Annotated in this window: 12 protein-coding genes; 7 read left to right on the top strand and 5 right to left on the bottom strand. The window is 71.0% G+C overall.

Features of this window, described 5'->3' with window-relative positions:
• Window positions 1-79 precede the first annotated feature (79 nt).
• The 3 genes from AWQ71_RS04155 (at window position 80) to AWQ71_RS04145 (ending at window position 1,753) form a co-directional block, all read left to right on the top strand.
• Entirely contained in the window at window positions 80-784 is a 705-nt protein-coding gene (locus tag AWQ71_RS04155; RefSeq protein ID WP_067126890.1) for an HAD family hydrolase, read from the top strand.
• A gap of 193 nt (window positions 785-977) precedes the next feature.
• The gene (locus AWQ71_RS04150; RefSeq protein ID WP_067126887.1) at window positions 978-1,391 is read left to right on the top strand and encodes a VOC family protein; all 414 of its coding nucleotides are present in this window, start codon (window positions 978-980) and stop codon (window positions 1,389-1,391) included.
• 5 nt (window positions 1,392-1,396) lie between these two features.
• On the top strand, window positions 1,397-1,753 hold the full coding sequence (locus tag AWQ71_RS04145) for a YdeI/OmpD-associated family protein (protein ID WP_067126884.1): 357 nt from the start codon (window positions 1,397-1,399) through the stop codon (window positions 1,751-1,753).
• Here the strand turns inward: AWQ71_RS04145 and AWQ71_RS04140 are convergent.
• From AWQ71_RS04140 to AWQ71_RS04130, 3 genes are all read right to left on the bottom strand, one after another.
• A complete protein-coding gene (locus tag AWQ71_RS04140; protein ID WP_067126881.1) occupies window positions 1,750-2,541 on the bottom strand; it encodes a GNAT family N-acetyltransferase in 792 nt (263 codons plus the stop codon). The two genes, AWQ71_RS04145 and AWQ71_RS04140, sit on opposite strands and share 4 nt — an antisense overlap.
• Window positions 2,541-3,968, bottom strand: a complete 1,428-nt coding sequence (gene purB, locus AWQ71_RS04135) for an adenylosuccinate lyase (RefSeq protein ID WP_067126878.1) — start codon at window positions 3,966-3,968, stop codon at window positions 2,541-2,543. Before purB ends, AWQ71_RS04140 begins: the two co-directional genes overlap by 1 nt.
• A 111-nt stretch (window positions 3,969-4,079) precedes the next feature.
• Entirely contained in the window at window positions 4,080-7,328 is a 3,249-nt protein-coding gene (locus AWQ71_RS04130) for an efflux RND transporter permease subunit (protein WP_067126875.1), read from the bottom strand.
• A gap of 128 nt (window positions 7,329-7,456) precedes the next feature.
• Here AWQ71_RS04130 and AWQ71_RS04125 point away from each other — a divergent pair, with 128 nt between their 5' ends.
• Both AWQ71_RS04125 and AWQ71_RS04120 read left to right on the top strand, forming a co-directional pair.
• On the top strand, window positions 7,457-7,963 hold the full coding sequence (locus tag AWQ71_RS04125; protein ID WP_067127580.1) for a MarR family winged helix-turn-helix transcriptional regulator: 507 nt from the start codon (window positions 7,457-7,459) through the stop codon (window positions 7,961-7,963).
• Window positions 7,964-8,003: 40 nt separating this feature from the next.
• A complete protein-coding gene (locus AWQ71_RS04120) occupies window positions 8,004-8,777 on the top strand; it encodes an SDR family NAD(P)-dependent oxidoreductase (protein ID WP_067126871.1) in 774 nt (257 codons plus the stop codon).
• On the opposite strand, the gene AWQ71_RS04115 is transcribed toward AWQ71_RS04120, so the two are convergent.
• Both AWQ71_RS04115 and AWQ71_RS04110 read right to left on the bottom strand, forming a co-directional pair.
• Window positions 8,764-9,657, bottom strand: a complete 894-nt coding sequence (locus AWQ71_RS04115) for a pentapeptide repeat-containing protein (protein ID WP_067126868.1) — start codon at window positions 9,655-9,657, stop codon at window positions 8,764-8,766. The two genes, AWQ71_RS04120 and AWQ71_RS04115, sit on opposite strands and share 14 nt — an antisense overlap.
• A 147-nt stretch (window positions 9,658-9,804) precedes the next feature.
• The gene (locus AWQ71_RS04110; RefSeq protein ID WP_067126864.1) at window positions 9,805-10,401 is read right to left on the bottom strand and encodes a TetR/AcrR family transcriptional regulator; all 597 of its coding nucleotides are present in this window, start codon (window positions 10,399-10,401) and stop codon (window positions 9,805-9,807) included.
• 115 nt (window positions 10,402-10,516) lie between these two features.
• Between AWQ71_RS04110 and AWQ71_RS04105 the strand changes: the two genes are divergently transcribed.
• Both AWQ71_RS04105 and AWQ71_RS04100 read left to right on the top strand, forming a co-directional pair.
• Window positions 10,517-11,533: a glycoside hydrolase family 113 protein gene (locus AWQ71_RS04105; protein ID WP_067126861.1), complete on the top strand. Its 1,017-nt coding sequence runs from the start codon at window positions 10,517-10,519 to the stop codon at window positions 11,531-11,533.
• Between the two features lie 53 nt (window positions 11,534-11,586).
• Entirely contained in the window at window positions 11,587-13,215 is a 1,629-nt protein-coding gene (locus AWQ71_RS04100; RefSeq protein WP_218001634.1) for an FAD-dependent oxidoreductase, read from the top strand.
• Window positions 13,216-13,570: the final 355 nt, after the last annotated feature.

Below are 13,570 nucleotides of genomic sequence, written 5' to 3'. Positions count from 1 at the left end.
CGGCGGCTCCCAGTCGGCCGCGGCGCCGCGTTCACCCGATCGAAACGCGACCGAAACCCCGATCCGCCAGGATGTCCTCATGATCAGGGCGGTCCTTTTCGACCTCGACGAGACCCTTTTCGACCACCGTGGCGCGGTCGCCCACGCCGCCGTGGCCTGGACACGCGCGCTCTCCCCCGGCCACCTGCCGCGCACCGGCATCCCCGCCCTCTGGCTGGACCTGGAACGGCGGCACCTGCCCGCCTGGCACGCCGGAGAGTGCTCCTTCGCCGAGCAGCGCCGCCGACGGCTCCGCGACTTCTGCCACCTCATGCGGCTGCCGCTCCCCGCCGACCTCGACGCCGCCTACGCCGACTTCCTCCGGCACTACGAAGCCGCGTGGACGGCCTTCCCCGACGCCGCCGGCACACTGGACGCGCTCACCGGCCGCGGCCTGACCCTCGGCGTCCTCACCAACGGCGTCCCGGTGCAGCAGGAGGCCAAGCTCCGCCGGATCGGCCTGATGGACCGCCTCGACCCCGTCCTGACCCCCGACGCGCTCGGCGCCTTCAAACCCGCCCCCGAGTGCTACCTGGCCGCGGCGGCCAAGCTCGGACTGCACCCGCAGGAGATCCTCCTCGTCGGGGACGACCGCGAACTCGACGCGATCGGCCCGACCCGGGTCGGCATGCGCGGCGTCTGGCTCGACCGCCCCGAAACCGGCCACCCCGATGCCGGCCACCCCGACAGGCAGGGGCCGCCGCGCATCACCTCGCTGCGCGAACTCCCGGCGCTGCTCGGCTGAGCTGCCCGGCTGCGCCGGACGCTCACCGGCCCTCCGCTCCCGAACACGTCCCCAGCCGGCAGGTAGGCCGGCAGGACGGCCACCAGACGATCCGCTCTCACGCTTCGAGACGATGCCAGAAAAGTGCTCATTAGATGAGCACTTTGCCTGGAAGCATCGATCTCACAAGCCGCCGAACGGAAGGCAGAAGGACATGCTCCGCGGACTCACCACCATCAGCTTCTACGCCCATGACGTCGCCGCCGCCCGTGACTGGTACGCCGAGTTCCTCCGCGTACCGGCCTACTTCCAGCGGCCCGAGCAGGGCGACCCGGCCTACGTGGAGTTCCGCGTCGGCGACTACCAGCACGAGCTCGGCATCATCGACGCGCGGTTCGCTCCGGACGGCTGGAGCACCGAGGGCGGCGGAGCGATCGTCTACTGGGCCGTCGACGACCTGGAGGCGACCTGGGAGCGGCTGCTGGAGATGGGGGCCACCCCGTTCGAGAAGCCGACCGAGCGCGGCCCCGGGTTCGTCACCGCCTCGGTGCGCGACCCGTTCGGCAACATCCTCGGCGTCATGGTCAACCACCACTACATGAACGTCCTCGCGGGCCGGAAGGGCTGACCACGATGACCGACAACGCCCTGCTCCTGGACAACGCCGCCGCCTGGAGGGCATGGCTCGCCGAGCACCACGAGACCGCCCGCGACGTCTGGCTGATGATCGCCAAGAAGAACGGCAACGCGACGACCGTCACCCTCGACGAGGCCTTGGACGAGGCGCTGTGCCACGGCTGGATCGACAGCCACCGCAGGGCGTTCGACGGCGACTACTACCTGCAGCGCTACTCGCCGCGCACCCGCCGAAGCCCCTGGTCCAGCATCAACGTCGCGAAAGCCGAGGCGCTGACGGCCGCCGGCCGGATGCGCCCGGCAGGCCGCGCCGCGATCGACACCGCCAAAACCGCCGGCCGCTGGCCCGCCTAGCACGCGCTTCGCGGACCCGCGGAGGCGGCGGGCGCCAGGGCCGCCACCCGGCGACGCGCGTACCCCAGCCGCTCGTACAACCGGATCGCCGCGTCGTTCCAGTCGTCCACCATCAGCGCCGCCCGGCCGTGCTCGGCCACCAACGCCCGCGTCACGAACCGGCACACCCGCTCGGCCAGACCACGGCCCCGCGCCGGCGCCGCCGTCGCCACACCCGCCATCAGCCCCACCGTCGGGGCCGACCAGGCGTCCGCCGCGACCGCGACCACCGCGCCCGACACGTCCCGCACCCCCGCCCAGCGCGACACCCGGTCGATGCCGGGCACCGCGTACGACGACGGGTTCGCCCCCGCCAGCAGAGCGGCGATCTCCGGATCGGCGTCCGGCCCCAACCAGCCGGCCGCGCCGCCACCCGCGGACTCGGGCCACGGGGGCGGGGGTGGGGGTGCCGACCGGGTGACCATCCACGAGAAGCCCACCGCCTCGGTCATCCCCTCGACCCCGGCCGAGACCGCCCGCACCAGCTCGGCGTCCCCGAGCGGCCGGTACGTCGGCCCCGCCTCCGCCAGCGCGTGCCGAACCAGCGGCAGCGCGCACGCCATGCTCCCCCGGACCGCCAGCCGATCCCGCCGCGACGCGCCCGGACTGGCCACCGCCACCGCGTCACCCAGCGCCCAGGCCCGCACCCCCGGCCGCATCCCCTGCGCAGCCCACACGATCAGGTCGTCGTCCTCGCCGGCCTCGGCCACCTCCGCGGCCGAGGCCAGCGGGCGCGACGACCCCGCCATCACAGGATCGCGCCCGGCCGGTACCCGGCGGCCTCCGGATAGCGCGCCGCGACCTCCGCCACCTGCTCGACCACCGCACCCACCTGCGACGAGGCGGCACCGGTGAACGAGATCCGGTCCGCCAGCAGCCCGTCCAGCCGCTCCCGGTCCAGCGGGAACCGCTCATCGGCCGCCAGCCGGTCCAGCAGCGCGTTCGCCGACCCCTGCGACCGCATCGCCAGCGCCGACGCCACCGCGTGCTCCTTGATCAGCTCGTGCCCGGTCTCCCGGCCCACCCCCGCGCGGACCGCCGCCATCAGCATCTTCGTCGTCCCCAGGAACGGCAGATACCGGTCCAGCTCCGCCTCGATCACCGCCGGAAACGCCCCGAACTCGTCGAGCACGGTCAGCATCGTCTCCACCAGGCCGTCGAACGCGAAGAACGCGTCCGGCAGCGCCACCCGGCGCACCACCGAGCAGGACACGTCCCCCTCGTTCCACTGGTCGCCGGCCAGCTCACCCGTCATCGACGCGTACCCGCGCAGGATCACCGTCAGCCCGTTGACCCGCTCGCACGAACGCGTGTTCATCTTGTGCGGCATCGCCGAAGAGCCGACCTGGCCCTCCTTGAACCCCTCCGTCACCAGCTCGTGCCCGGCCATCAGCCGGATCGTCTTGGCCAGCGACGACGGCGCGGCGGCGAGCTGCACCAGCGCCGACAGCACGTCGTAGTCCAGCGACCGCGGATACACCTGCCCCACACTGGTGAACCGCCGCGCGAACCCCAGATGCGCCGCGACCCGGTCCTCCAGCTCCGCCAGCCGCTCCTGCGACCCGAGCAGGTCCAGCATGTCCTGCGCGGTCCCGACCGGCCCCTTCACCCCGCGCAGCGGGTACCGCCCGACCAGGTCCTCCAGCCGCCCGAACGCCACCAGCAGCTCGTCGGCCGCCGTCGCGAACCGCTTGCCCAGCGTCGTCGCCTGCGCGGCCACGTTGTGCGACCGCCCCGCCATCACCAACTCCGAATGCTGGGCCGCGAGCCGGGCCAGCCGCGCCAGCAGCGCCACCGTCCGCGCCCGCACCAGCAGCAGGCTCTCCCGGATCTGCAACTGCTCGACGTTCTCGGTCAGGTCACGCGAGGTCATCCCCTTGTGCACCTGCTCGTGCCCCGCCAGCGCGTTGAACTCCTCGATGCGGGCCTTCACGTCATGCCGGGTGACCCGCTCACGCGCGGCGATCGAGGCCAGGTCGACCTGGTCGACCACCTTCTCGTAGTCGGCGACCGCCTCCGCCGGCACCTCGACGCCGAGGTCGGCCTGCGCCTTCAGCACCGCCAGCCACAACCGGCGTTCCAGCACCACCTTGTGCTCGGGGGACCACAGACGGGCCAGCTCCGCGGAGGCGTAGCGGGAGGCCAGGACATTCGGGATACGCGGCTTGTCACTCACGTTGGCCCAGTTTATTGATTCCCCGGACACGGCTCGCGCCGGTCCCCCACGTAGCCGACACGGGAGAACCGGCGCGAAACCCACAGCACCGCGCGGACGCCGCTTCCCGCCCTACGTGGACGACGCGAGCGCGTCCTTGTCGTACACCTTCACCTCCGACGCCGGCCGGTTCTTCGGCGTGCGGCGCATCCGCTCCTTGGTCCGCTCCACCATCGTGTAGAGCGTCGGCACCAGCACCAGCGTCAGCAGCGTCGAGGAGATCAACCCGCCGATCACCACGATCGCCAGCGGCTGCGAGATGAACCCGCCCGACCCGGTCACGCCCAGCGCCATCGGCGTCAGCGCGCAGATCGTCGCGATCGCGGTCATCAGGATCGGCCGCAACCGCCGCCGGCCGCCCTCCAGCACCGCCTCCACGATCCCCAGCCCCTGCTCGCGGTACTGGTTGACCAGGTCAATCAGCACGATCGCGTTCGTCACCACGATGCCGATCAGCATCAGCATGCCGATCAACGCCGGGACCCCCAGCGCCGTGTTCGTCGCCAGCAGCAGCCCGATCGCGCCGGTCGCCGCGAACGGGATCGACACCAGCAGGATCAGCGGCTGCACGAAGCTCCGGAACGTCGCCACCATGATCATGAACACGATGGCCACCGCCAGCATCATCGCCAGCCCGAGATCCCCGAACGCCTTCTCCTGCTCCGCACTCGCGCCGCCGATCTTGTACGTCACGCTTGCCGGCAGCTTCACGCCCGCCAGCGTGTCCTTCACCTTCGCCGTGATCGCACCCAGGTCGGCCGCGTCCGCCTTACCCGACACCGTCGCCGTTCGGTCGCCGTCCTGGCGGGTGATCTGCGTCGGACCGGCCGCCCGGACCACGTCCGCCACCGAGCTCAGCTTCACCAGCCCCGACGCAGTCGGCAGCGCGATCTTCTCGATCGCCGCCAGGCTCGCCGGAGAGTCACCCGTCCGCAGCACGATGTCGCTGGAGCGCCCGTCCAGGCTGATCGACCCCACCGGCGCGCCGCGGAACGCCTGCGCCACGAACTGGCCCACGGTCGCCTCGCTCAGCCCCTTGGCGGCCGCCTTCTCCCGGTCCACGTGGACCTCGATCCGGGGCGCGCTGGCCTCCAGGTTGGAGGCGACGTCCCGCAGGCCCTTGACCCCGGCCATCGCCTCCCGCGCCGCGGTCGCCGCCGTCTTCAGCTCATCGCTGTCCGCGCCCTGCAGGATCACCTGCACCTGGTCGGAGGCGAACCCGCCGTCCGAGCCGCCGACCGTGATCTCTCCCGCGCCGGACAGGTCCTTCAGCCGGTCACGCAGCGAGTCCTGGAACGCCGACGCGTCCACGCCCTCGCCCACCGTCACCGAGTACGACGCCCGGTCGGCGCTGCCGCCGAGCCCGCCCATGAACTGGTTGCCGCCGCCCACCGTGACCTGGTACGACGCGATCTGCGAGAACTCGCCGAAGACCGCCTCGACCTTCTTGGCCGCCGCGTCCGTGGTCGCCAGCGCCGTCCCCACGGGCATCCGCTGCGTCACCTGGATCGAGTCGTTGCCCGAGGAGTCGAGGAAGTTCGTCTTCAGGTTCGGCACCAGCGCCATCGTCCCGGCGAACACCACCAGGCCGATCACCAGCGTCACCAGCCGCCGCCGCGTCGCGAACCGCAGCACCGGCAGATACATCCGCTGCAGCGGGCTCCGCAGCTCCCGCAGCTCCGCCTCCTCCCGCACGGCCTCCGCCTCGGCCGGAGACAGCGCCGGAGCCTTCAGGAACCAGTACGCCAGCACCGGGATCACCGTCAGCGACACCACCAGCGACGCCAGCAGCGCGACCGTCACCGTCACCGCGAACGGGCTGAAGAGCTGCCCGACCATGCCGCCGACGAACGCGATCGGCAGGAACACCGCGACCGTCGTCAGAGTGGACGCCGTCACCGCCCCCGCCACCTCGCGCACCGCCGTGAGGATCGCCTGCCGCTTGTCCTCGCCGTACCCGAGGTGCCGCTTGATGTTCTCCAGCACCACGATCGAGTCGTCCACCACGCGGCCGACCGCGATCGTCAACGCGCCCAGCGTCAGCATGTTCAGCGAGTAGTCGCCCAGCCACAGCGCGATCAGCGCCATCACCACCGACAGCGGGATCGACACCGCCGTCACGATCGTGGACCGCACCGACAGCAGGAACACCAGGATGACCAGCACCGCGAACGCCAGACCGAGCAGACCCTCGGTGGTCAGGTCCTCGATCGACCGTTCCACGTACGGCGCCTGGTCGAACACCACCGTCAGCTCCGAGGCGTCCCCGACCGCGCGGGTCAGCTCCGGCAGCGCCGCGCGCACGTCGTGCGAGATCCGCACCGCGTTGCCGTCCGGCTTCATCGTGATCGACACGCCAAGGCTCGGCTTGCCGTTCGTCCGGGTGAGCGTGGTCGCGTCGGAGTCCTGGACCGCGATGTCGGCGACGTCGCCCAGCTTGACCGGCTTCGGCGCGGCCGACACCCGCCCCGGAAGCTGACCGCCCGCCGCGGCGCCGGCGGCTCCCGCCGCCGATCCGGTACGGCCGGCCGCCCCGGCTCCGCCCCCGGCGGCTCCGGCGCCCGCGCCCGCCTGCGGCGCCGCGGGGGCCAGGTACAGGTTCTTCAGATCATCGACCGTCTCGATCCGGTCCCCGACCTGCACGGTCAGCGTCCGGTCCTTCTCCGTGAGCGCGCCCGCGGGGATCGCCACACCGTTCGCGCGCAGCAGCTCCGGGATCGACGCCGCGGAAAGGCCGCGCAGCGCGAGCTTCATCTGGTCCGGGGTGATGACGACCTGCTTCTCCCGCGCGCCGGAGACGGTCGCGTCGCGTACGCCGTCGATGCTGCGCAGCTTGGGCACCATCGCGCGTTCGAGCCGGTCGAACATGGTGTGCTGGTCGCCCGCGTCACCCACCGCGATCACCATCACCGGGATGTCGTCGGTGTTCCCCGCGACCACCTGCGGGTCGACGCCCGCGGGCAGCCGGGAGCCGATCCGCCCCACGGCCTGCTGCATCTTGGCCACGGCCGCGTCGATATCGGTGCCATACTCGAACGCGACCTGAACCTGCGCCAGTCCTTCCTTGGACGTCGAGGTGATGTCGGTCGCGCCCGCGATGCCCTGGAAACTGTTCTCGATCGGCTTGGTGACCTGTTCCTCGACGATCTCGGGCGAGGCGCCGGGATAGGCGGCCACCACGAACGCCCCGGGGAAGCTCAGGGACGGGAACAGCTGCTGTTTGAGAGAGGGGATCGCGAAGGCGCCGAGCGCGCTGAGCACGACCGCGATCATCACCACAAGTGTGCGGTTGGCCAGGCTCAGGCGAGCCAGGAACGTCATCTGGCGGAGCTCCTTCACGGATGATCTTGGGAAAACTATTGGCCCCACCCTAACACTTCGTATAATGCGAATAATTCGCCTTCGTGTTAATGACTGATAACCTGACTGGCCGACGGCGAGAGGTGAACGTGGGCGACAACCAGGCGACAGGACAGGCCGGAAGCGAGCGAGACGAGCGCCACGCGCTCATCGACCGGCTCACCCAACTCCAGCGGACACTCGGCCGCTTCCTCGCCCACGACCGCTCCACCCCACTGCTCGCCTCCAGCCTCACCATGCAGCAGCTCAAGGTCGTCGTGATGCTCTTCTTCCGCGACGCCTCCTCCGGGCAGCACCTCGCCAGAGCGCTCGGCGTCGGCCTCGGCACGGTCACCGGCATCGTCGACCGCCTCGTCGCCCAGGGCCTCGTCAGCCGCCGCGAGGACCCCGCCGACCGCCGGGTCCGCCTCGTCGAGCTCACCACCCGCGGCCACCTCCTCGCCGAGGAGCTCATCGACGCCGGCACGGCCAACTACATGCGCCTGCTCGACCGGCTCGACACCGAGACCCTCAACACCCTCGAACAGGTGATGGTCAAGCTCCAGGGGGCCGCCGACTCCATGATCGCCGAGAGCGGACGCTCCGCCGCCCACTGACCCCGCCCCTACCCAGACGACAAAGGTAGGATGATCCGCTATGTCGTCCTACGCTGCCGAACTCTTCTCCCTCCGCGGCCGCACCGCCCTCATCACCGGCGGAAGCTCCGGCATCGGACAGGCCATGGCCGAGGCCATCGGCCGCGCCGGCGCCTCCGTCGTCATCGTCGCCCGCCGCCCCGCCGAGCTCGCCGCCACCGTACGAACCCTCGAAGAACACGGCGTGAACGCCGCCGCCATCAGCGCCGACCTCGGCGACCGGGCCGCCGTCGCCCGCGTCTGCGCCGAAGCCCCCGAGTTCTTCGGCGACATCGACATCCTCGTCAACGACGCCGCCAACAACATCCGCACCCCCATGGGCGACCTCACCGTCGACGACTACGACCAGACGATCGCCGTCAACCTCACCGCCCCCTACCTGCTCGGCCAGCACTTCGCCCCCCGCATGGCGGCCAGGGGCTGGGGCCGCATCATCAACATCGGCTCCCAGCAGTCGATCAGCGCGTTCGGCGACAGCGGAGCCTACGGCGCGTCCAAAGCGGCCATCTGCGGCCTCACCCGCTCACAGGCCGAGGCCTGGTCCGCCCGCGGCGTCACCAGCAACACGATCATCCCCGGATTCGTGCTCACCCCGCTCACCGAGCCCGCCCAGGCCGTACCCGGACGCGTCGAAGCACTCGCCGCCCGCACCATGACCGGCCGCAACGGCCTCCCCGCCGACTTCGCGGGCGTCGCCGTCTTCCTCGCCGGCGACGCCTCCGCGTACGTCACCGGCCAGGCCATCTGCGTCGACGGCGGGTTCAGCGTCCACTGACCCGCCCGCGCCGGGGCGCACCGCTCCGGCGCGGCCGCGCCCCCTCCCGCCAGTGCGCCGGACGCGCCAGCGCCGCCGGCAACCGGGTCGCGCCGTCGCCCCTGGCCGCGTTGACCTGGGCCTGGGTGAGGAAGATGCTCCCGGTGAGATCGGCGCCGCTCAGATCGGCGTCCCGCAGGTCCGCGCCGATCAGATCCGCCGCCCGCAGGTCCGCACCCGCCAGGTCGGCCGCGATGAGGTACGCGCCGCGCAGGTTGGCACCCCGCAGGTCGGCGCCCCTGAGCCCGGCCCCGATCAGGTCGGCGCCCCGATGGTTCCTCTTCCGCCCCGCAACCCCCGCCCGCGCCAGCTCGCTGGCGCGCAGCAGCAGCGCGTTGACCTCCGCGCGCACCGCCGCCACGTCCGTCTCCGCGAGCGTTTCGGCGCTCTCGCGGGTGAGCCGGTCGATGCCGTCCAGGGCGGTACGGAGATCATCGTGAACCGGGCGGGCCGCCGCCAGCGACAACGCCTCGTTGACGTACCAGAGCAGCTCGTGGAGCTGGCGCATGACGGCGAACACGTCGAACATCCGCCGCGCCGTGTCCGGGTGCCGCCGCCAGTCCCGCCCGCCGAAGGTGACCTGGGAGACCTTCTGCCCGGCCCCCAGGCAGTCGAAAACGGTGCAGCCCGCGAAGCCGCGCTCACGCAGATGCGCGTGGATGCCGCAGCGGAAGTCGTCCCGCAGGTTCGCGCACGGCTTCCCCGCGTCCTTGTCGACCGCGAAGTCGGCCGAAGCGGCGAAAGGCAGCGCGACACAGCACAGCCCGAAGCAGCTCGCGCAGTCGGCGCGCAGGCCGAGACGGTCGATCTCAGTGGACGAAGCGTGCTGCTGCTGGGACAACGTACGGGGTCTCCTGCCAGGAAAGAGCGGCGAACGCGAGGGCGGGCCGGACCCGCTCGCGACGTTCCCCCATTCTCCCCGACCCGCCACCTCTCCCGAGCCGCCTCATCGGCCCTCCACTACAGGTCTCGGCACCAGCGCGGAAGATCAGCTTGAGGTCGGCCCGCGCCGCCGCACCAGGGGCAGGAACACCTCGTCGACGATCTCGATGAGGACGTCGTCGGGGGCGGTAGGGACTCCGCGCACGACGAACTCGTTGCGCAGCAGGACGATGGCCACCGTGGCGACCCGTGGATGAAGCGCTTCGGGTGCTGCCTCACCGCGTGCGACCGCGCGCCCCAGGATGGTCAACCAGGGGGCGGCCACAGCGTCACCGGACTGGTCCTGCAACTGCGCGAGGAGCTCCGACGTCCCACCGGCCGCGGCGAACAGCTCGCGCAGGATCGCGCCGAACGGGGAACTCCAGTGACGGTTGGCCTGGCGTAGCAGTTCCAGGACGTCACCGCGCAGGCTGCCGGTGTCCGTGAGCGGGACCGTCGTGGCCAGCTGCCGGTAGGCGGCGATGCCGAGCGCCAGGCGGTTCGGCCAACGTCGGTAGATGGCGTTCTTGTTGGTACCGGCGCGAGCGGCGACCTTGTCCATGGTCAACCCGGCGTATCCGGACTTGGTGAGCTCCTCCACCGCAGCGTGCAGGATCGCCTCCTCCAGGGCCGCTCCGCGCCGCCGCGTCGGATTCCCCGCCATGACCCCTCCCCGGGAACGGTACCGCTCGTACCTCCTCATTCTTGTTGCCAACGCTGGACAGCGGCAATTAGGGTACGCCCAGTACCGTAAGAGCGTTGTAGGAGAAGGAAAACCCGTGCGCGCCAAAGGCATCAGCTACGACACCGGCTTCATCAAGAACGGAGCGACCTCTCGCAAGCACTTCAACCCGGAGACGGTCAAGCGCGAGCTGCGCATCATCCGCGATGACCTGCACTGCAACGCGGTCCGCATCATGGGCGGTGACCCGGAACGGATAGAGCTGGCGGCGACGCACGCGGCCGACCTGGGCCTGGAGATCTGGTTCTCCCCCTACCCCCTCGAACTGACCACCGAGGAGATGCTGAAGCTGTTCGCCGACTGCGCCGAACGCGCGGAGCGGCTGAGGTCGCGAGGAGCCGAGGTGGTGCTCGTCACCGGCGCCGAGCTGAGCCTGATGAATCCCGGGCTCCTGCCCGGTGACAGCACCGACGAGCGGATCGCACTGCTGAGCCGGCCGGATCGCGTGCGTGAGCAGATCGGCGAGGTCAGCGCACGCGTCAACGAGTTCCTCGGCACGGCCGTGGCGCTCGTCCGCGCAGGCTTCGGCGGCAAGGTGACCTACGCCTCCGTACCGCTTGAGCGCGTCGACTGGGCGCTCTTCGACTTCATGTCCGTGGATCTCTATCGGTCGGCCGAGATCGCCGACCGTTTCGCCGACGGCGTCCGCGGCCTGGCCGCGCAGGGAAAGCCGGTCGCGATCACCGAGTTCGGCGCCGCCGGCTACCAGGGTGCCGGCGAGCGGGGCGCTCTCGGCCTGGAGATCGTCGAGTACGACCAGAACGGTCCCGTTCGGTTGAACGGCGAGTACGCCCGGGACGAGGCCGGTCAGGCCGCGTACGTGCGCGAGCTGCTGGAGGCATTCCAAGCCGGAGGCATCGACAGCGCCTTCGTGTTCACCTTCGCGCTGTACGACCATGTGCACCGCCCCGACGGCCTCCCCCACGAGGACCTGGACCTGGCCAGCTACGGCATCGTCAAGGTCTACGAGGACCGCCTCGGAGCCACCTACCCCGACATGCCATGGGAACCCAAGGCCGCCTTCACCGCCCTCGCCGAGTACTACCGCGGCTGACCACGGCAAGGACCGCAACCCGAAGCGAGCCACACCGGCACCGCCCACCGGCCATGCGCTTCCGCGCTCCACCCGCCCTGCCTTTTCCATGCGAATTCCATGCGAACGAAGGAGAAAACGTGATCACAGATGTCGTCATCGCCGGAGGCGGCCCGAACGGACTGATGCTGGCCTGCGAACTCAGCCTCGCAGGGGTCCGGCCGATCCTGCTGGAGCGGCTACCGGAGATAAGCCAGGAACCCAAAGCGAACGGACTACTCGGCCAGGTCGTGAAAGTGCTCGACCACCGGGGGCTGCACGAACGCCTCAGCGGCAGCCAAGAACCACCGCGGCCGAACTCCGCATACTTCATGTTCGGCGCGATGGGCCTGGACCTCAGCCTGCTGGAGGACAGCCCCATCCATGCCCTGCCAGTGCCGCAGCGCCGCATAGTGCAGGTGCTGCAGGAACGCGCCATCGAACTGGGCGTGGAAATCCGACGGGGACACGAGGTCGTCGGCCTGTCGCAGGACGACGACGCGGTCACCGTCGACGTCGCGAGTCCGAGCGGGGCATACCAGCTGCGGGCCCGGTACCTCATCGGCGCGGATGGCGCACACAGCACCACGCGCAAACTCTCCGGCATCGAATTCCCCGGCGTCACCTACGACCGGATGACCGTCCGCACCGCGCACGCGACGATCCCGGCGGACTGGGTTGATCCCGCGACCGGTGCGCTGAACGTGCCCGGCTACGGCGCGGTTCCGCCGTTCCTGCCCCGCCGCACCGAGCGCGGCGGGTTCTCCTACGCACCGATGCCCGGCCACCCGCCGCTGATCAGCACCACAGAGTGGGACCAGTCCGAGACCGACGCTCCAATGAGCCTTGACGAGTTGCGGGCGAGCATCCGCCGCGTGCTCGGCGTCGACGTGCCACTCGGTCCGCCCGACGGCGAAGGGCCGCACGTGCTGCGCCGCCTGACCGGCGGAAACACCCGAGTCGCCGAACGGTTCTCCGACGGCCGCGTGTTCCTGATCGGTGATGCCGCCCACGTGTACGCCGCCACGGGGGGAGGACCCGGGCTCAACCTCGGCCTGCAGGACGCGGTCAACCTCGGCTGGAAACTCGCCGCCGCGGTCCGCGGCAGCGCCCCGCCCGGACTGCTGAACAGTTACGAGACGGAGCGGCGATCAGCCGCCCGCCGCATGGTGTTGAACGCGCAGGCACAGTCGGCCCTGATAGCCCCCGGCGGCGACGTCACCGGACTGCGCGAAGTGTTCACCGAACTGCTCCGCGACCAAAGCACCGTACGGCGCCTCGCCGAACTCGTCGCAGGCGCCGACACCCGCTACGACATGGGCGTACCCGAGGCGCACCCACTGATCGGCCGGTTCGCCCCGGACATGGACCTGCACACCGCGGCCGGGCCGGTCCGGCTGGCCGAGCTGACCAGAGCCGCACGCCCCCTGCTGCTTGACCTGACCGAAGAAGCATCCCTGGCGGAGACGCTTGCCCTGCCGCAGGACCACGTCGACATCGTCACCGCCCGCCCCCAGGCCTCAGCGCCCACCGCCCTGCTCCTTCGACCGGACTGCTATGTGGCCTGGGCATCCGCGTCACCCCAGCCAGATCCCACGGAAATGGAGGCACTCCGGACGGCCTTGCGGCAGTGGTTCGGTGTCACCGAACCCACCCACGCCTGAGAGGAATCCCAGAAGACGCCGGACCTTCATCGCGCACCGCCGCGGCCCGCCAAGGAACCGCGAACGGTTCACCTCCGGCGGCACGGCGCCGCGCGACCGGCCCATGCTCATGGGACGCCGGCGCGGGCGGCACAGCGGCCATAGGTGCCGCCCGCCCGCGGCGGCGCCCGGATAACCAGGCCGTCCGAGCGGACGGCCTGGTCTGTTGCAGAGGGGTTTTGCGTTGTGATGTTCGGCCATGTTGATCTTGCACAACCCCCGCGCCTTTACGTTGTAGATTTCAATAGTTCGCCGACCGGCCGCGTCCACGCGCGCACGCGCTGTTCCGGTCCCGGAACGGGATCTCGCGGCACGC

Source organism: Microtetraspora malaysiensis (genome assembly GCF_001528665.1).
GTDB lineage: Bacteria > Actinomycetota > Actinomycetes > Streptosporangiales > Streptosporangiaceae > Microtetraspora_A > Microtetraspora_A malaysiensis.
Note: the sequence above shows the minus strand (reverse complement) of the source record. Positions and strands in the feature narration are given on the sequence as shown.

Excerpts from the sequence above, each read along its gene's own strand:
- AWQ71_RS04155 (WP_067126890.1), top strand. The coding sequence starts at position 80 with ATGATCAGGGCGGTCCTTTTCGACCTCGACGAGACCCTTTTCGACCAC.
- AWQ71_RS04150 (WP_067126887.1), top strand. The coding sequence starts at position 978 with ATGCTCCGCGGACTCACCACCATCAGCTTCTACGCCCATGACGTCGCC.
- AWQ71_RS04145 (WP_067126884.1), top strand. The coding sequence starts at position 1,397 with ATGACCGACAACGCCCTGCTCCTGGACAACGCCGCCGCCTGGAGGGCA.
- AWQ71_RS04140 (WP_067126881.1), bottom strand. The coding sequence starts at position 2,541 with ATGGCGGGGTCGTCGCGCCCGCTGGCCTCGGCCGCGGAGGTGGCCGAG.
- AWQ71_RS04130 (WP_067126875.1), bottom strand. The coding sequence starts at position 7,328 with ATGACGTTCCTGGCTCGCCTGAGCCTGGCCAACCGCACACTTGTGGTG.
- AWQ71_RS04120 (WP_067126871.1), top strand. The coding sequence starts at position 8,004 with ATGTCGTCCTACGCTGCCGAACTCTTCTCCCTCCGCGGCCGCACCGCC.
- AWQ71_RS04110 (WP_067126864.1), bottom strand. The coding sequence starts at position 10,401 with ATGGCGGGGAATCCGACGCGGCGGCGCGGAGCGGCCCTGGAGGAGGCG.
- AWQ71_RS04100 (WP_218001634.1), top strand. The coding sequence starts at position 11,587 with ATGCGCTTCCGCGCTCCACCCGCCCTGCCTTTTCCATGCGAATTCCAT.